General features: G+C 52.0%; 14 protein-coding genes and 1 pseudogene. 4 read left to right on the top strand and 11 right to left on the bottom strand.

Annotated elements, in window-relative coordinates; all coding sequences use genetic code 11:
• Positions 1 to 5 precede the first annotated feature (5 nt).
• From H627_RS0111565 to H627_RS0111550, 4 genes are all read right to left on the bottom strand, one after another.
• Positions 6 to 2,168, bottom strand: coding sequence for a glycoside hydrolase family 3 N-terminal domain-containing protein (locus tag H627_RS0111565; RefSeq protein WP_027829088.1), 2,163 nt, complete (start codon positions 2,166 to 2,168; stop codon positions 6 to 8).
• A gap of 200 nt (positions 2,169 to 2,368) precedes the next feature.
• A complete protein-coding gene (locus tag H627_RS0111560) occupies positions 2,369 to 3,172 on the bottom strand; it encodes a hypothetical protein (RefSeq protein WP_027829087.1) in 804 nt (267 codons plus the stop codon).
• A gap of 8 nt (positions 3,173 to 3,180) precedes the next feature.
• A complete protein-coding gene (locus tag H627_RS0111555; protein WP_152319381.1) occupies positions 3,181 to 5,361 on the bottom strand; it encodes a hypothetical protein in 2,181 nt (726 codons plus the stop codon).
• Positions 5,362 to 5,667: 306 nt separating this feature from the next.
• A complete protein-coding gene (locus tag H627_RS0111550; protein WP_027829085.1) occupies positions 5,668 to 8,823 on the bottom strand; it encodes a hypothetical protein in 3,156 nt (1,051 codons plus the stop codon).
• Between the two features lie 203 nt (positions 8,824 to 9,026).
• Here H627_RS0111550 and H627_RS0111545 point away from each other — a divergent pair, with 203 nt between their 5' ends.
• The 3 genes from H627_RS0111545 to H627_RS20695 are packed head-to-tail and all read left to right on the top strand — an operon-like array spanning position 9,027 to position 10,132.
• Positions 9,027 to 9,497 carry a DUF3290 family protein gene (locus tag H627_RS0111545; RefSeq protein ID WP_027829084.1) on the top strand — a complete coding sequence of 157 codons (471 nt, stop codon included), beginning with the start codon at positions 9,027 to 9,029 and terminating at the stop codon, positions 9,495 to 9,497.
• A gap of 6 nt (positions 9,498 to 9,503) precedes the next feature.
• A complete protein-coding gene (locus H627_RS18100) occupies positions 9,504 to 9,980 on the top strand; it encodes a DUF421 domain-containing protein (protein WP_258457770.1) in 477 nt (158 codons plus the stop codon).
• Positions 9,977 to 10,132, top strand: coding sequence for a YetF domain-containing protein (locus H627_RS20695; RefSeq protein ID WP_258457769.1), 156 nt, complete (start codon positions 9,977 to 9,979; stop codon positions 10,130 to 10,132). Before H627_RS18100 ends, H627_RS20695 begins: the two co-directional genes overlap by 4 nt.
• A 45-nt stretch (positions 10,133 to 10,177) precedes the next feature.
• On the opposite strand, the gene H627_RS0111535 is transcribed toward H627_RS20695, so the two are convergent.
• The 7 genes and pseudogenes from H627_RS0111535 to H627_RS0111505 all read right to left on the bottom strand — a co-directional run bounded on the left by H627_RS0111535 (position 10,178) and on the right by H627_RS0111505 (position 17,060).
• Entirely contained in the window at positions 10,178 to 10,864 is a 687-nt protein-coding gene (locus H627_RS0111535; protein WP_035440836.1) for an MgtC/SapB family protein, read from the bottom strand.
• Positions 10,865 to 11,481: 617 nt separating this feature from the next.
• A complete protein-coding gene (locus H627_RS0111530; RefSeq protein WP_027829082.1) occupies positions 11,482 to 12,867 on the bottom strand; it encodes an ABC transporter substrate-binding protein in 1,386 nt (461 codons plus the stop codon).
• Positions 12,864 to 13,679: a carbohydrate ABC transporter permease gene (locus tag H627_RS0111525; RefSeq protein WP_027829081.1), complete on the bottom strand. Its 816-nt coding sequence runs from the start codon at positions 13,677 to 13,679 to the stop codon at positions 12,864 to 12,866. Before H627_RS0111525 ends, H627_RS0111530 begins: the two co-directional genes overlap by 4 nt.
• Positions 13,676 to 14,530 (bottom strand): annotated as a pseudogene (locus tag H627_RS18095) (carbohydrate ABC transporter permease); the annotation flags it as partial. The gene H627_RS0111525 and the pseudogene H627_RS18095, both read right to left, overlap by 4 nt.
• 67 nt (positions 14,531 to 14,597) lie before the next feature.
• Entirely contained in the window at positions 14,598 to 15,722 is a 1,125-nt protein-coding gene (locus H627_RS0111515) for an ABC transporter ATP-binding protein (RefSeq protein ID WP_027829080.1), read from the bottom strand.
• A gap of 345 nt (positions 15,723 to 16,067) precedes the next feature.
• Positions 16,068 to 16,340, bottom strand: coding sequence for a hypothetical protein (locus tag H627_RS0111510; protein WP_027829079.1), 273 nt, complete (start codon positions 16,338 to 16,340; stop codon positions 16,068 to 16,070).
• A 21-nt stretch (positions 16,341 to 16,361) separates the two neighbouring features.
• Positions 16,362 to 17,060: a glycerophosphodiester phosphodiesterase family protein gene (locus tag H627_RS0111505; RefSeq protein WP_027829078.1), complete on the bottom strand. Its 699-nt coding sequence runs from the start codon at positions 17,058 to 17,060 to the stop codon at positions 16,362 to 16,364.
• Positions 17,061 to 17,413: 353 nt separating this feature from the next.
• On the opposite strand from H627_RS0111505, the gene H627_RS0111500 reads away from it, so the two are divergent.
• The coding region (locus H627_RS0111500) for a hypothetical protein (RefSeq protein ID WP_027829077.1) at positions 17,414 to 18,214 on the top strand (801 nt) is incomplete at its 3' end.

The following is an 18,214-nucleotide window of genomic DNA, read 5'->3' as shown; positions in this document are numbered from 1 at the left end:
TGAATTTATTGATGTGCCACGGTAAAGGGCTGACTGGCCGTACAGGTGGAGTCGAATCCGAGCATTACGGTGTAATCCCCTTGGTCAGTTGATCGATGCAGATCGGAATGGATGGTGCTGAGCTGGTCGTAAGGAACTGTTAACGTAATTGTTTGAGTTTGATCCGCTCCCAGGCTGACTTTCTTAAACGCTTGTAATTGTTTGACTGGCTGCACTGTCTCACCGACTTGCTGGTGGGTGTAAAGCTGCACCACGGTCGTACCAGCATGATCGGCAGAATTGTGAATCGTGGCCTGAATCGTCAACGGTTGATCAGGAGTTACATTGTGCTGAGACAGCGTCCAATCGGTTATGGTGAAATCACCATAACTCAGGCCAAAACCGAACGGATACAATGGAGAATTAGCCACATCAATGTACTTCGATAAATATTTGTTCTCATCATCAGCTGGTGTACCGGAAATCGGACGGCCAGTATTATAGGCATTATAATAAATTGGTACTTGCCCAATGTTGCGTGGGAAAGTCATCGGCAGGCGGCCGCTCGGGTCAACCCGGCCGCTGAGTACATTAGCGATGGCTGCTCCGCCCCGACTGCCTGGAAACCAGGCCAATAATACGGCGTCAGAGAGTGCGTCGACCTCAGTGAGATCTAACGGTCGGCCGGTAATCACGATGGTGACCAGTGGTTTGTTCAACTGGGCTAGCCCACGTAACAGTGTAAGCTGTTCAGCAGGTAATGTGATATCCGTCATACTGGTTGCCTCACCACTTTCGCTAGCAGGCAAGCCCAATACAGCAACGATTGTTTCTTGCTGACGGCTAGCGTTCACAGCGTCGTTCAATTTGCTGAATTGCACGTGATGGTATTGTGTCCCCGGCATCACAGTGAAGTTGCTGAATTGCTTAGCCAAAGCGTCCGCAATCGTTTCGGTTTGATCCGGATCGCCTTGCCAGGACCAACTGCCAAGGATATCACCAGTATCGGCAACGGGCCCCACCAAACTAATGGCGGTGGCGGTATTGAGTGGTAATGTATGGTGGCTATTTTTTAACAGAACCATTGATTGTTCGGCCGCTGCCTGAGCAGCGTCGAGATTTTCAGTAGTTAGCGTTGCTTCTGTCTCTCGTTCAGTGCTTAAACCACGGTAGGGATCGGTGAATAGCCCTAATTGTTCTTTCAGAATAAGAATACGTTGAGCGGATTCATTGATCAGTTGTTCGATTTGCGGATCCAGTGAGGCAGCCTTTGCTAAGTACTTGGCATAGGCAAAGGACATCATATCGATATCAACTCCAGCCTTTAACGCGAGGTCGGCAGCGTGTTGCAAATCTCCTGCCACGCCATGATGGATAATCTCACCAATGGCGTCCCAGTCTGAGATGAGCACACCATGAAACTGTAATTCGTCTCGAAGAATATCCCGCATCAGATGCTGATTGACCGTAGCCGGAACCCCGAAAAGTGTATTAAATGATGTCATAACCAGGAGTGCCTGTGCTTCAATCGCTGCCGCATAAGCAGACAAATATTGTTCGCGGAACCGCCATTCAGAAATATCAACTGTGTTATATTCCCGACCAGCTTCTGGCGCACCATAAGCGGCAAAGTGTTTAACACACGCGGCAATATGGTTCTGATCAAGGGGCAGTGTCCCCTGGAACCCGGTAACGGCTGCCTTAGCCATTACCGAATTCAGATAAGGATCTTCCCCAGTGGATTCCATCACCCGCCCCCAGCGTGGGTCACGTACCAGGTCAACCATTGGTGCAAAAGTAACATGGACACCGCCAGCGGCTGATTCCTTAGCAGCCGTGGCCGAAGCAGTCTTCATGACCTGCGGATCAAAGCTGGCGCCAAGGGCCAACGGGATCGGGAAAATGGTCTTGTAACCGTGAACGACATCAGCCATAAAGAGGAGCGGAATACCCAGCCGACTGTGCTTAAGATAATTTTTTTGTACCTTGCGAACAGTTTGAGCACCGGAAATACCGAGTACGGAGCCGGCACTATACAACGCGGCTTCGCCAAGGTGGGCCTCCTTTAAAGGACCGGTAATTGCCACATTATCGCCTTGAAAAAAATCGGCACTTAATTGTATTAATTGACCAATCTTTTCTTGAATTGTCATTTTCTCCATTAAATCCTGGACGTTCTTGCTGACCATGCGATTATCCTCCTATGAATTGTTTCTTTTTGATTAATCGAAACGTTTCACCAAAGATCATATAGCGTTTTCAGGGAAAAAGCAAGACCTTTTTAGTCACTTCATGGAAACCATTACAGCAGCTCCTTGCAGGCCACTTGTTGTGCATATCTCCATAAAAAGAAGCTTGACGCCATCCGCCAAGCTTCCCGTACTGCTTATTATAACCCGTTCGTCACCGTCCACGTAATCACGCCGGTGTACTTACCCGCACTGATGGCCGGCTTGTTCACCGCATTAATCTGCAACCGCGGCCCGCCAATTTGATAATCGCCAGTCTGCGGCTTGCTGGCTTGCCACCAGCCATTAGAAATATTGAACGTCGTGTCTGACGCTGCCGCATTGGTATTGGCATATATAATCACTAGGTCACTGAGATCCGCCACCGTGGTGCCACTGAGCTGATACCCCAGCGCCCCCGGCAGCGTTTGCCCCGCCGCATTCGTCAGCGGCGTCGTCGCCTGCGCCGACAGCTGGAAACTCTTATTCGTCGTATTCTGGTTCGTCACCACGAGACTGCCGGTTAAGGAAGAAATCGGATAACTTCCAATTCCCAGATTCAACGGCTGCTGACCAAAGTCGATCGTGGGCACCGTTAACTTCAGCAACCCGCCCGTATCGCTATGTTTCTTATAGTAATAGTTCAGATCCAGCGTCCCGCTGGCCGGGGTCAAGGTGCCCTGACCATTGCTAGGCAGCCGCGTCTGATCCAGTTCATACTGCTGCCCGGCACTGGTCAGCGTCAGGGGCGGATGGCCCTGCAGGGTCGTCGCCGGGGTAGCGAGAATGCTGGTACTGCCGATGGCAAAGTCGTTGAAGTTATACGGATCCGGCATGACTCCGTTCTTAACCACCGGGTTAGCAATCGCACTGCCATCGGCTTGCGTCGGCGTTAACGCCGCACCAGCCGCGTCCAACAGGTGAATATTGACCGTCGCTGGCCGATTCACAGCAATTTGAATCACGTTTGAGATTAATTGGCTGTCCTGTTTATAGGATCCGGCACCGAGCTGTCTGGTGTGTCGATGGCATAGAGGTAAATGGTATGTTCTTTCCCATCAGTTAGTGTCTGCACGTCAGCAGGATCACTAATATCTCCAGCAAATTGCAAATACGTATCATGGGGCGGATCAGTCGGATATTTGGCCGCAAATAATGTCTTCTTATTGGCAATGGCCAGCGCGTTACTGCTCGTCACCGGCTCGCCATCGACTTGATAATAGACAGTTGCTTGGTTACTGTTCAAGTCAAAGACACTACCCGGGGTCGCCACGGTTTTGGCCGTGTTCGGGATGTGCAGAAAGGTCTGATTTGCGCGCAGCACGGGGGCACTGCCCGTGTTGGCCCCTGCGTTATAGCCCATTTCGAAAGTGTCCCCGTCTTTAAAGGAACCGACTTGGCTGGGCGACCATTTCATCAGAATGCCTGAATCTTTAACAATTGACGAACTGTTGGTGGCATCCTCGCCAAAAAGCAATTGATCGGGCTTGGCATCCGCGACGCCCGCGTTACCTTTACCCTCTGGACCTTGAAACACCGGAAAACCATTGGGGAAGTTTTTCTTATTGTCATCACTTTGTGCCCGCAACTTATTATTTCCCGTATCCGTCACGTAGTCGTCAATGTATGACTGCGCCGTACGGCCAAAACCATCCGTACCGTTACCCTGGTATCGCTCGATCCAGTTTGTTCCGCGCCAACTGTCGGGACTGTGGATACTGTTAAAGTTGAACTGCATCGTATAAGGTGATGCCAATGTCGGCGAACGGAAATAGATGCCCTGGGGTTTCCCTTGCCGCGGTCCACTTTGCGCCAATGCCCCATAATACGGTGGTACGTTATCCTGCGGCTTGAGTTTCGGTCCGATCCGCACATCGAGTTGGCGGCTAAAGAAAATTCCTGTCAGGTCTTGCCCGCTGATATTAGTGACCTGCTGATTCAAAGCCATCGTCCGGTTATCAGTGCTTGGTTCTAATTGAGTCCGGACGTGCAAAGCAATCGACCCATTTGTAATCCGCAAGAGTTGCAAGTAATACGGATTCGTTATGTAGCCGTCGTAATCTAAATGAATAATCTTAGCGTTCGTACTGTCGGCATACATGTGGATATGCTTGATGTCGTCGAATTGGATCACCGGCGAAATATTATCCCCCAGTGTTCCTGTATTCAGCAATGGCACCCCCTTGAAGCCCACACCTAACCCGCGTGACGTAAACAAGTGGGTGAAATCGGTTGGACCGTCTTGGCCGCTTGTCAGCGATGACGTGGATTCATACAAGGAATAAATCGTTGTCTCGACCTGAGTTTGGGGGTCTGTCTGAATAATGTTGTAGTTAGGCGTATCGATGTAATTATTGGTTTGGGTCAAATCGTAGTTATTATGCGATGCCGCCTGGGCTGCCTGATACGACCCGAACATGTAACGTAAAGTGAGATTATTGCCAAGGGGCAATCGGGCCGAAGCACGGGTAATATCCGGTCGCCATAAATTGAAGGTCACTTGGGTGCTGCGATTGTTTTTCGTTACATTAAAAACGAGCTTTTTGCCATCATAAGGCAGACTTGCGGGTTTCCTGACAATAATGGTCACGTTAGGCGGCGTACTACCGGCGGCGCCGTAAGTCAACGTGAAGTCTCCCGAACCAAGATCAGAAGCAGTCGTATTCAAATGAAAATCAGAGGCTCGGAGACTGGTAAAATCAGCGGCTGTCAAACTGCCTGGATCAATCATCTTGGCAGTACTGGTCAGATTGCGCAGATTAGTTACTATGCCGCCAACAATTACCGGTATCGATCCCCCTGGGGCCGCACCATCAAAGGCCACCCCGCTCGGTATCGACTGTGTTGATTGGTTACCAATATTGAAATAAGCAAATGACTTACCGGTATCTGAAGGCGCAATATCCAGTAACGTATTGCCCGCGGCCAGCGGAGTGACCGCCAAGTTAGCTGCAATACCTTGAACTGGCGTATCAGCCTTCAGTGCTGTCGCCGAAACTGTTAGCGCTGACGAGTCAATTTCCGGATGCAGCGTCTGTACGATATGTAATTGCTGCTCAAACGGCAGCCCAACAAACTCATCCGCCGTATACGCCGTCCCCACCACAGCCTGCCGCACCCACGCTGGATACGCCGCTGCCCCGGCTGCTATCACTCTGCCGCCGCCAAAGGCACTTACCAAAAATAACACTAAAGTCAGGGCCAATCCCCACCATAGGCGCCCTCGCAAGCGTGTCCTCTCCCGCTGAAACATGATGCTTAACCCCCCGCGCATTAGTAATCATGCCTGTCATAAAGTAAATATTATTTTTCACACTTTCAATATTATTATATCATCAGCACTCGTTATTCCATAACAATTTATCCCACTTTTTATCCCACTTATTGACTTGCAGTGAACCCCGCCGGCAACATAAAAAGCGCGGCCATTTGGTCGCGCTTCTGGTTTGACTTGACGATCCTACAAGCCGTTCGTCACTGTCCAGGTAATTTCCCCGGTATACTTACCGGCCTTAATAGCCGGGCGGTTGGCATCAGTGATGCGCAACCGCGGGCCGCTGATCTGATTCTCCCCGGTTTGGGGACTGTTGGCTTTCCACCAGCCATCGGACACATTGAAGCTGGTCTGGCTGGTGGTCGCATTCGTATTGGTGTATACCACCGTATCGCTGCTCAATTCAACGATCGTCCCGTCGCTAAGTTCATACCCCAGCGCCCCGGTCAGTTCCTGACCGGCGGCGTTGGTCAACGGTTTGGTTGCCTGGGCTGCAAGCTGGAAGGTCTTGTTCGTCGGATTCTGATTTGTGACCACGAGGCTGCTGGTGAGCTTAGCAATGGGATAATCCCCGGGGGCTGCCATGATCAGCTGCTGGCCAAAATCCACTGTCGGCACAGTCAAGCCGAGATAGCCGCCCGTCGCGGGATGGACCTTGTAGTAGTAAGTCAGATTCAAAACGCCGCTCACCGGATTCAACCGGCCCTGGCCATTGCTGGGCAGCTTGGTACGATCCAAATCATATTTGGTCGTGCCCTTCGTCAGCGCCAGGGGCGCATGGCCTTGTAAATCGGTGGCCGCAGTGGTCAGAAAGCTCTGACTGCCGATACTGAAATCATTGAAGTTATACGGTTCCGGCATGACCCCTTGCTTCACCACCGGATCAGCCAGTGCTGCCCCGTTTTCATCCACCAAATTGATGTGTACTTGGGCCGGCTGATTCACGGCCACTTGGACCACATTCGACGTCAGGGCAATATCCTGTTTGTACGGATCAGGAACCGTGCTCGTGCTGTCCGGCGTGTCGATGGCATAGAGATAAACCGTATGGACTTTGCCGTCGGTCAATGTCTGCAGATCCGCCGCAGCGGTAATTTGGCCCGCAAAATTCAAGTAGTCGCTGTGGGGCGGAGCTGGGGTGTATTGGGCAGTGTACAACGTCTTCTTGTTGGCAATGTCCCCCGCGTTCGCCGTAGTCACCGGCGTGCCGTCGATTTGGTAATACACCGCGGCCCGGTTACTATTCAGGTCGAAGACCCCGCCCGGTATGGCCACCGTTGTTGCCGTTGGGGGCACATGCAGGTAAGTATCGTCGGCCCGGACCACCGGCGCGGTCCCCATATTAATACTTGAGTTAAAGGACATGTCGAAGGAGTCACCATCTTTGAAAGAACCCACTTGACTGGGCGACCACTTCATGATGATTGCCGTGTCGTCCGGCGGTGGGCCAGCTGTAGTCGTCCCCCCTTGACCGGTGCCAAATATGACATCATTGGGTTGGGCCGTCATATTCCCAGCGTTGCCTTTACCCTCTGGTCCATTAAAAACAGGATATCCCTGGGGTAGGTAGTCCTTGTCCCGCGCGTAGACCGCTTCATACATATTGAAGCCATTGGCAGTTACCAAGTCATTGATAGTGGCGTTCAAGTCATACGCTCCCGTTGATGTCACCTGATGCGTCACAATCGGCTGATATGTCGACAGCCAATGGGTCCCACTCCAACTATCGGGACCAGCGATATTGTTGAAGTTAAATTGCATCGTATAAGGGGAAGTCAACGAAGGGGAGCGGAAATAGATCCCTTGCGGATGCCCTTCGCGCGGACCGTCCGTTGCCCGCGCTGCATAAAATAATGGCACGTTGTCCAATTGATTGCCCACCGGCCCCATGCGAGTATCAAATTGACGGCCAAAATAAAGACCAGTGAGATCCTGTCCGCTGATATTCGTGACACGTTCACCCATCGACATTTGACGTCCATCTGGACTAGGCTGCAGTTGGCTATGGACACGTAAAACAATGCCTTTCGTCACCCCCAGCGTTTGTAAATAAAAAGGATTGGTGATGTACCCATCGTAATCCAGATGGATAACTGCTTGATTGGTGCTATCCCGATACATGTGGATATGCTTAATGTCATCGAACTGAGCAAGCGGATAAAAACGATCTGTAGGTATCGACTCCATGCCTGGGCCAGTAGCACTATTTACGCTCCACGGTAACACTGGTCCCTTGCTAAACCCGACGGCCAATCCCTGAGACGTGCTTAAGCCCGCAAAATCAGTGACTTGTGCCGGTGCTGAGATTGGCTCATAAAGAGAATACACCCGCGTCGGTGCAGCCGTTGGATTTTTTGGATCGGTTTGGAGGATATTGAAGTTGGGCACGTCGATTGGATTACCGTTCATTCTCGAGGTGTCAAAAATGGCGTGGGATGGCGTTGCATCCGCCCAATAGGCACCAAACATATATTGTAGTGTGAGGTTATTCCCTAGAGGCAGCTCCGCATGGACCCGGGAAATATCCGGGCGCCAGAGATTAAACGTAATCTGCAAGGCCTTATTATTCTTGTTGACCTGCAACACAATCTTTTTTCCAGCATAAGGCAGCGTCGCAGGATTGTTGACGGTCACCATTAAATTGGGTGGCGTGGTTCGACCGCCGTTACTATAAGTAATTTTATACGCGGTGGCAGGTAAATCCGTTGCTGCATTCACTACCACAAAATCGGTCGTCTTCAAATTCGCTAATTCAGCCGCCGTAAAACTGCCTGGATCAATTGTTTTCGCAGGACTCGTAATACTGCCAAATCGCGCACTGATCATCGCTGGCGTCATGAGTCCCCCAGGTGCGGCCCCGTCAAAGGCCACGCCATCGGGAAACGTCTGCGTCAGGGACCCTGAATTAAAATATGCAAACGCCTTCCCCATATCCGAAGGTGCAATATCCAAATACGTCTGGCCAAACGCCACCGGATCAGCCTGCGGGACTGCGGCCAACGCCGGCGTCGCCGGGGTGGTCACGGTCTGTACCTGCTGGTTGCCCAAAACAGCGGTGGCGGACGCCGCTTGGCTTAAATGTGCCGTGTCCATTTCTGGATGCACCGCCTTGATGATTGCCAACTGCCGAGCAAACGGCAGGTGCACAAAATCAGCGGCCGTGTAAGCAGTGCCGCTGACAGCCTGGCGCACCCAGGCTGGATAGTCTTGGGTAGTGCCTGCCTGACTGGTCCCTAAATCAGCATCCGCTGCCCCTTGCGCAGAACCTAGACCAGCCAATCCGAAAATGCCTAAAATCAGTGTCAAAATAACGAAATATGTAACTTTTCCCCGTCGCATCATGGCCTTAACCTCCCCACTGAAATGGCCACCATACTTGTTTCTATATTCAAAAAAATGGATGCTTTGTTCAAAAATAAACAACACTCTCACCAATACTATACCACGATTTTTAGAAAACGCATGCATTTTACTTAGCAGTTACTGTTTGCACTCTCCCTCAACTTCAACGACAATAATCTTATCAACATATGGGGGAATAAAAAATGACACAAATGTGGACATACACCTACTTCGGCAACCACACCAGCAACCAATTCGACTGGCTGCGCTACGGCATCACCGGGGTAGTAATTTTGATCACCATGGGTCTGCTGCTGAACTACCTGCGCCATCGCAACAACGCCCGGAACCGCGACCTGCTGGTCCTTTCACTGCTGGTTGCCGGGCTGGCCGTCGCCATTCAAATCAGCGACATTCAGCAGAATTATCAACTAACCAATAGCGGCAACAGCAATTCACTGATTATGCGCCAATTTATGCGCGACGTGGCGCGAAAAAAAGACGTTGCGCCCAGCCAGATTGCGGCGAACCAGACCTACCTGGGGGCGGGACTAGTGCTCAAGGTGGGCAGCGCCTACTACCAGGTCACCTTCAACAACGACACGGCGATCACCACATATGCGCTGACGAAAACCACGCTGCTGAACCACAAAGTCCAATTAATAAAGGAGTAATCGCAGATGACTATTGATTATTTTGCCCTATTCATTAAACTCGCTCTGGGTTTTGCAGCATTCGTTTTACAAATTGGCTTAGCTGGACGGGGGAACCTGGCCCCGTCTAACGCCATTGACCAGCTGCAAAACTTCGTCCTTGGGGGGATCATTGGCGGTATCCTTTACAATCCCGCCATTACGACGTTGCAATTCTTCATCGTTTTGCTGCTTTGGAGCATCATCGTCTTCGGTGCTCGCTTCCTGGCAAATCACAACAGCATTGCTCGTCAGGTATTAGTTGGGCAGCCTCACACCATCGTGCATAACGGTAAGATCGATACCGACTTTGCCACCCGGGCGGGGATCTCGGCCCAAGAGCTGGCCTTCCAGCTGCGCCAGCATGGGGCCAGCGACCTGCGCCACGTGAAACGGGCGGTGCTGGAAACCAACGGCACCCTGACTGTCACCCTGCAAGATGATGAGGCAGCCTATTTCCGGTGATTCTAGACGGTCAAATCGATGAAGATGCGCTGGATATTCTCCATCGGGATGAAGATTGGCTGACAACTCAATTGCAGGCCCAAAACGTCGAGCAATCTCAAGTGTATATGGCAATTTACGTGAACAATCATTTAGACATCACGACCTATTAAAAAAAACTCTCCCGTCATTCACCGACGGGAGAGTTTTTGCGTAATCTAATACTGTAGCGATTTGATCCCCGGCCGCTCGGCGAAGACCGTCAAAAAGCGGTCGATATTCGCCGGTTCAGCGGTTTCCAACCACAGGTTCAATTTGACTTCCTGCTTCTCCGGCTTGCGTTCCATATCCACATTCGTGACGTGAATATTGAGTTTGCGCAATTGGGTCCGCAGCGCATTGATTTCATCCTGATTTTGATCCATGACAATGGTCACGTGCTGAGTATCCATCTTGGGTAAGAAGGGCAGGTGCTGATGCAAAACGATTTGAATCAGCAATACGATTGCCGTAGTCGCCACCCCAACAATGTAGAGCTTGGCGCCCACGGCCATCCCGACGGCCGCCGTGGCCCACAGGCCCGCGGCGGTGGTCAGACCATTAATGCCGCTGCGCCGCACCAGGATCGTACCGGCGCCCAAAAAGCCGATACCGGTGACGATTTGGGCGGCGATCCGGGATGGATCCAACGTTACGTTGTTCAGCCGCATCACATCAAAGAAGCCGTACTTGGACACGATCATGACCAGGGCCGAGCCCACCGCCACGATCATGTGGGTCCGGATGCCCGCTTCCTTCAATCGGTTAGTCCGTTCATAGCCAATGGCGAAGCCGCAGAGGCTCGCCACGAGCAGGCGCAAAATTAATTCCAACTGTTGCGTATAATTCACAGTGCGATTCTCCATTTCTAAAAGGGTTCGCAATCCATCATAAGCCATCGTTGTCCACAGTTCAAAGTGAGTTATCCCCCGCTTCTGTGGATAAGTTTTTGAGCCGTTACCATATCTGGGGGCGAACAGATTGATGCCCACCAGATATGCACTGGGGAAAATTGAGCCAATTATTTTTTATGACGGCTTTCCACACACCAAAAAATGTTCGATTCAGATTTTCGTCAACGTTCCACACCGCTTGCGCCCGTATGTTTCACGAGATTTCGAACAAATGTTTTCCACAGTTATCACCAAGTTATCCACACTGGGGATAACTTTCTCAACACGTCCAAAAACCAAGTTATACACACAATCCACATACTTATCCACAGGGTGACCAATCAACTATCCACCAGCCCGTTGCCCCTTGACATTGCCAAACCTTAACATTTACAAAAAGTTGACGGCATTAATTCGTTATAAACGAACGTTCGCGCCCAATTCGTTGAAATGGGGCCTTGTTTCACGAATAACACGTATGTTTCACGAGACCCGGGGGATAAAAATACCCAGAAAGTGCTGGCGAAAATGCCGTCACTTTCTGGGAAATATTTCCCAAGGATTCACAAATCTGGGGATAACTGCTCACCTCACTGACCAATATGGTCAAAATTCAACAACTCATAGTCCACCGCGTTGGTTGCTTGGATTGCTTGGTCCGTTTTCCGTTGGGCTTCAGCTAATGCAGCCGTGATGTCCCGCCCTGCGTAAATCTGCTGCATGGCCACTTGGATATACTGGGCGGCTTCGTTCAGATTAGCGTAGAACGGCCCCGCGGTGGCAGCGTTGGTCTTAGCAGCTTGGAGTTGCTGGATCGGGACCAGCAGACCGGGATTCTTGGCCACGGCTTGCTTCAGTACGGGTTCTTTCAAGGCATTCTTATTCACCGCGATGTAACCGGTCGCCGCCTGCCAGGCAGCCTGTTCCTTAGCGGAGATGGCGAATTTAGCGAATTCCCACGCCCCCTGCTGCACGTCAGCGGGTTTGTCCTTGGTGATCCAGAAACTGGCCCCGCCGACTGCCACACCGTTGGCCGGTATGTTATCCGGATGGGGCATGAAGGTCACGCCGAACTTGAATTTTGCCGACTTGGCGATGGTGCCCATCGCTGCTGAACTCTGCATGAAGATGCCGAGTTTTTGAGATAGAAAGCCGGCCATTTGGTTCGCCGACGCACCGGATCCGGTGCCGTAGTTCTGGAAGGACCCATCCTTGATCATCCCCTGGACCCAGGTGAAGACTCGGCGCATTTCCGGCGTGTTGACGTTGGCTTTCGTCGCGACTTTGTCCCGACCGTTGCCGTTGTTGACCAGGGTGCCGTTCTGGTTGGCCACCAGTGAATCCGGCAGCCAGTCATAGATCTGGAGCGTGACGCCCTTCAATTTGTCCCCGGCGCGCTGGGTCAGCAATTTCGCCGCGTTGGCCACTTCGGAATACGTGGGCGACTGGGGCAGATTAGGGATCTTGTATTTTTTGAAAAGATCCTGATTGTAATACAATACCGCAGACGAGGAGTTAAACGGCACGGACAGCAATTGACCGCGCAGCGTGTAGGCACTCAATACATTGGTATAAATCTGGCTGGTGTCATAGTGCTCCTTGTCGATGAACTTTTGGACTGGTGTGTAGTTATTGATGCCCACCGTGGCGGCGCCGTTGCCTTGGTCGATTTGGACCATGGCCGGGGACACGTTGCTGTGCAAGGTGTTGATATACTTTGATTGGGTCAGGGAGTAGCCCCCTTCATACACTGGTTCGACCCAATATTTCTGCTGGCTCTTATTGAACCGCGCTACCATGGCTTCCAACGTCTTGCCGTTGGGCCCGTTCATCGCGTGCCACAGGGTGACCACGGTGCGGCCCCCGGGGGTGGCAACGGTATGGCTGGGTGCCCATTGGTGGACGGCGGTGTTGCCGATTACCAGCAGCGCCAGCGCACTGGCTGCGGCGATCAGCCATTTATTCAGCTTTCTCATCCCTTCACACCTCCCGCATTCAGACCCTTACGGAAGTAGCGCTGACCGACGATCAGGATCAGCAGCGTGGGCAGCAGGACCAGAATCGCGGTGGCCATGATCACGCCCCAGTTGCTGAAGGTGTCTTCGGCTTGCAGCTGCTTCAACCCGACCTGAGTCGGCCGGTGAGCGTCGGAGAACGTCGTGATCAGCGGCCACAGGTACTGATTCCAGTGCGTTAGAAAAGTGTACAGGCCGAAGGTGATCAGCGTGCTGCGGGAATAGGGCAGTACGATGCGCCACAGGAATTGTAACCGGCCCAAGCCAATCAGGTCGCTGTATTCCTTCAATTCATTGGGCACTTGGAGAAAGGCTTGGCGCAGCATGAACACCCCGAAGGCCGAGGTGAAGAACGGGATCGTCAAACCTGGATAAGAATCCAGCCATCCCAGCGCCCGTACCGTCTGGAAGTTCGGAATGATCTGGGCTTCAAACGGCAGCATCATCGTGATCAAGAAGGCGAAGAACAGCCCGTTCTTGAAGCGGAATTGGAGAAAGGCGAAGGCATAGGCCGCCAGGGTACAAAAGACGAATTGACCCAGCATGATCAGGGTACTCATCACCAGCGAGTTCCACATGTAGAGCACCACCGGCGTCGTCTTGATGGCGTTGACGTAGTTGGTCAGGGAGATATTCAACGAGGTAAAGTGGCCAGCCACAATGTCCGTCGTCGGCAGCAGGCTCGCCCAAATTCCCAGCAGCAACGGGGCCATCATCAGCAGGGCAATCAAGATCAGCAGCATATAATGAACAGAACGTTTCACCCGAGTCATTGATAATACACCTTCCTCTCAGTGAAGCGGAATTGCACCCACGTGGCGAGGGCAATGATCACTGTCAAGACAATGGCCTCCGCGCTGGCGATCCCGATATTCCGGTAATTGAAGGCATCCTGATAGACTTTATAGGCAATGAAATTGGTGGTGTTATCCGGACCGCCGCCAGTGATCAGGTCAATCTGGGTAAAGGTCTTGAACGCCCCGATCACCTCCACGACGATCAGGAAGAATAGCGTCGGACTGACCATGGGAATCGTGATCTTCCACGTCTGCCGCCAATTCGACCAGCCCGCCAGCGACGCGACGTCATAATAATCTTGGGGAACCGATTGCAGGGCCCCCAGCAAATTGAGAAAGGCAAAGCCGCTGCCCATCCAGACACTGGACAAAATCACTGCGATCATCGCCCCAGTGGGATTAGTCAGCACGTTGACCTGGGCAAACCCGATCATTTTCAGCAAAATACTGATCAACCCCACCGAGGGGTTAAACAGGAACAGCCACAAAATCGAAGCTGCCGCGGCGGAGACGCCCATGGTGGAGGCAAAGGCGGTACGGAAGAACCCCGCGCCCCGCAGCCGTTGGGTGGCCAACCGGGCCAGGATCAGCGCCAGGGCAATCGTGCTCACACTGGTCACGGCCACAAAAATAAAGGTATTGCCCAAACTTTTGAAGAACAATGGATCAGAGAAAATCGTGACGTAGTTGCCCACGCCCACAAAGTTGGCGGCTTTCCCCGTCAAGTTCGTGGCAAACAGACTGTTGATGACCGTCATAATCATCGGATAATAAGTGAAGACCGCCATGATCACCAAGGACGGTACGAGGAACCAGAGCGCGCTTTTGAATCAATGCCGGCGTTTCACTTTGATTTCTGGCATCTCTACCGGCGTCTGGGCTTCGGTCGGCTGATTATGCAACTCCATGGCTAACCCCCGCTTTCTCTTCCGGGCTAGCGACGGCCAACCCGGTATCCGGCGCGAAGAAATGCAAATCGGCCGCCTCTGTCGGGAAAGTAACGAACGCGGCTTGGGCATCCTCCGGGAACTGTTCCGCCACATCAGCAATGAATTCAATATCGTGGTTGCGCAGCGTCACATTGCTGGCCCGGCCGAGACTGGCGACGTTCACGACTTGGACGGGCACATCGTACGCGCTGGTCGAGGTCAGCGACAATTTGATTTTTTCCGGGCGCACACCTAACCGGTAGGTGCCGGCGGGTAATGGTTCCGGCAGCGGGATCACCGCTGGCCGCTGGTCTTCATCAGTCATGACTAACGTGGCCGTTTTCCCCAATTCATCCACTGCCACGGTGAACATGTTCATCTTCGGCGAGCCGATAAAGGTGGCCACGAATTCGTTGCGGGGATGATTATACAGATCCAGCGGCGTCCCAACCTGCTGGACTTTGTGATCGTTCAGCACCATGATCCGCTCACCCATGGTCATGGCCTCGGTCTGGTCGTGGGTGACATAGATCAAAGTCATCTTCAATTCCTTGTGCAGTTCAACGAGTTCTTCCCGCATTTCGTTACGCAGTTGGGCATCCAGGTTGGACAGCGGTTCGTCCATCAAGACCAGGTTAGCCTTGGTGGCAATCGCGCGGGCGACGGCGACCCGCTGCTGCTGGCCGCCGGAAAGCTCTTTGGGCTTGCGGTCGGCCAATTCGGTCAGGTGCACCATTTTCAAGGCATCGGCGACCCGATCGTTTTCTTCTGCTTCGCTCAAATGCAGATTATGCAGTCCGAAGCGGATATTCTCGGCCACCGACATGAATGGCAGCAGGGCATAGTTCTGAAAGACCATCGCCAGGTGCCGGTCCTTGGGGGCGGCCTCGGTCACCTTTTTATCATTAAAATAAATGTCGCCGCCGGAAGCGGGAATGAGTCCGGCAATAATCCGTAAAATCGTACTCTTGCCAGATCCAGACGGGCCGACTAGAACATAGAATTCGCCTTCTTCAATCGTGGCGTCAATATCTTCCAAGACAGGGGTATCCCCGTAGTGTTTACTTAAATGTGCCAGTTTAATGACCATGTTGCAGCTCCCCCTCAAACCGGTTTTAGCGCGCCGGTCATGACATCAATGACGGTACAAAAATATCCGAGACGGCAGTAATCATCCAATGTGGTCTAGGCCATTACCAAGTTTTCCCATAATTATGCGGCGAAACCCGCCCCCAAGGGCTTCGATGCTTGGTCATCAGTACCTGTACCGATGACTATCCTTATGATAGGCTACTATTTTTGAAAACGCTATTATTTTGTTCGACAAAAAAACCGGAACCCCTTCTGATACGCCGTGCCAATGCTCCGGTTGCTGCACATTAGCACTAAACACGCTTAAAAATGGAGTTCTGTTCCAATCCCGTTGGAAAAACTATTACTTTTGCGGGCGTACAATATATCGGGTTAAATACACCCCGGGCACCAAGAAGATCGCCGCCAACCCAATAGACAGCACGGTCAGCCAAGTATCGCGCTGCCACCAGCGGCTGCCGTACCAAATAATCGCCCCGCCGACAAGATACAGTGGCGTCAATACCAGGAACCGGCGCCAGCGGGGTTTACACTCATCTTTGACATAGTCAACGATCACATCTTTGATCACGTCACCAAAAAATTCACCCACGATATCCACTAAAAAGTCGATCATCGCCTCACTCACCTTTCTGTATTACGCCCGCATCGCCAGCCGGCTCTGACGAATCTGCATGGCGCGTTCAAAATCGTCTGTAATAATGCCGACCACATTGGTATCACCCATCGCTGACCGGATCTCCAGTGGATCATCCACGGTCCATAAGCGCTGAGGAAAGTCGATCTGCGGCTGATAATGTTCCACGTGTAACGCGCTCAGAATCGGTCTGAGGGCGTCAAACTTGGGAATCTCCCCAGTCTTCGTCGTCAGCAGGGCCAGCGGCTGGTGGGGAGCCACGGTGTGCAGCCGGCGCAAAGTATCGGCATCAAACGAGGAATATACCGTCCGACCGGCCATCTTTTTGGCCATCACCAGTTGGTGCACCGCGGCTTCAATACCGGGATAGTGCACTTTGCTGGTTTTGAACTCCAGGTTCAGTTGGATTCCCGTGGGCGCTAGCAGATCCAAAACATCTGCCAGCAGCGGCACCTGTTCACCATTCACCAACTGATACTGGTGCAGTTCGGCCAGGGTCATATCCTTGATCCAGCCGTTCCCGTTGGTCGTCCGGTCAATCAATTCATCGTGCATGATCACCAGCGCGCCGTCGATCGTTTGCTGGACATCCGTTTCAATCCCGTCGGCGCCGTGCTGGATCGTATAGTTGAAACTGGCCATCGAATTCTCTGGAAACCGCACCGGATAGCCGCGGTGGCCATATATATCGAACACCATCATTCACTCCTCTCATTCATCCAATAACCTAGTGAACTTGGCTATATTATAGCAAGAAAGCGTTCCCTTGCCATGGGGTTATTAACAGTTGCCAAATATGGTATTGTTCGAGTCTATTCGGTGTTAAACGGCTCTTCTGTTGGTGAAGTGGTCAATCAATAATCTTCAGTATTTGACACTTTTCTGTTCGCCCGCAATGGCAAATACTGTCCTACAGGGGATATCTCTGCTTTTCAGCTGACAACTAAAGTATTGTCGATTGGTAACAACTTTGATAAAATTGCTTTATCAGGAACATACGTTTCCCACTGCTGATGACAACATTCGAGTAGCTGATCAGGAGGACAGAGACCATGACCCGCAGTTATAAGACTAAACTCCACGTGGCCAATGATGCCCAGAATGATTTCTTGGTCCTGTGCATGGCCGTAAAACGCAAACTGTACAATCTTTATCGCAGCGTGCAGTTTGGCTTGCTGGAGACGCGCAAGCGGCTTTATCCAGACTACGAGGCGTTCAAAGAGCTGCCTAAAGAAACACGGAACCAGTTTTACATCTCTGCAGCGGAATTTGAAAAAGTGTTCAATCACGTTATCCGGGTCAGCGGTTCTTACCCCGCCTGGTGGGATCAAGCCCCGCAAAAGACTCGAAAGCAAGCCTTTCGCGATGCCGAACGAGCTTTCCAGAACTATTTCAAGGGCTTAGCGGAAGAGCCGCGCTTCAAGGGCTATCATGCCCGCCAAGTGGCTTATTTCAGCGGTGCGATCCGCGTTCAGCGCGACCGTATCAGATTACCACTGATTGGTTGGCTGCGGCTTTCTGAATTTGGTTATTTGCCCACTGATGACCGGCTTCAAAAAATCGGGTATCACATCACTGGCTGCTGGGTCAGCCGCTGGGCGAATGACTATTGGGTGGTGGTGGCTACTGATGAGCCGGCACCAACCCAGCCAGTCGCACACACGGAGACCGAGTTAGGCCTGGGCATTGATCTGGGCATCAAAGATATGGCCATTTTGAATACCGGCAAAAAGTTTATCAATATTTCCAAAACGTCCTATTACTACCACGTGGAAAAGATGAAGAAACGCTGGCAGGCCCGCTTGGCCCGGCGCAAAATTGCGGCCGAGAAGAGTTTCGCCAAGAATCACCCG

The organism is Schleiferilactobacillus harbinensis DSM 16991 (genome assembly GCF_000425885.1).
GTDB classification, from domain to species: Bacteria; Bacillota; Bacilli; order Lactobacillales; family Lactobacillaceae; genus Schleiferilactobacillus; species Schleiferilactobacillus harbinensis.
This window is presented reverse-complemented; position numbering and strand designations above follow the sequence as displayed.

What these genes read in the sequence shown, in the direction of transcription:
- H627_RS0111545 (WP_027829084.1), top strand. Translation starts at nt 9,027, where the DNA reads ATGACACAAATGTGGACATACACCTACTTCGGCAACCACACCAGCAAC.
- H627_RS0111530 (WP_027829082.1), bottom strand. Translation starts at nt 12,867, where the DNA reads ATGAGAAAGCTGAATAAATGGCTGATCGCCGCAGCCAGTGCGCTGGCG.
- H627_RS0111505 (WP_027829078.1), bottom strand. Translation starts at nt 17,060, where the DNA reads ATGGTGTTCGATATATATGGCCACCGCGGCTATCCGGTGCGGTTTCCA.
- H627_RS0111550 (WP_027829085.1), bottom strand. Translation starts at nt 8,823, where the DNA reads ATGATGCGACGGGGAAAAGTTACATATTTCGTTATTTTGACACTGATT.
- H627_RS0111565 (WP_027829088.1), bottom strand. Translation starts at nt 2,168, where the DNA reads ATGGTCAGCAAGAACGTCCAGGATTTAATGGAGAAAATGACAATTCAA.
- H627_RS0111535 (WP_035440836.1), bottom strand. Translation starts at nt 10,864, where the DNA reads ATGGAGAATCGCACTGTGAATTATACGCAACAGTTGGAATTAATTTTG.
- H627_RS0111515 (WP_027829080.1), bottom strand. Translation starts at nt 15,722, where the DNA reads ATGGTCATTAAACTGGCACATTTAAGTAAACACTACGGGGATACCCCT.
- H627_RS0111525 (WP_027829081.1), bottom strand. Translation starts at nt 13,679, where the DNA reads ATGACTCGGGTGAAACGTTCTGTTCATTATATGCTGCTGATCTTGATT.
- H627_RS18100 (WP_258457770.1), top strand. Translation starts at nt 9,504, where the DNA reads ATGACTATTGATTATTTTGCCCTATTCATTAAACTCGCTCTGGGTTTT.
- H627_RS0111510 (WP_027829079.1), bottom strand. Translation starts at nt 16,340, where the DNA reads ATGATCGACTTTTTAGTGGATATCGTGGGTGAATTTTTTGGTGACGTG.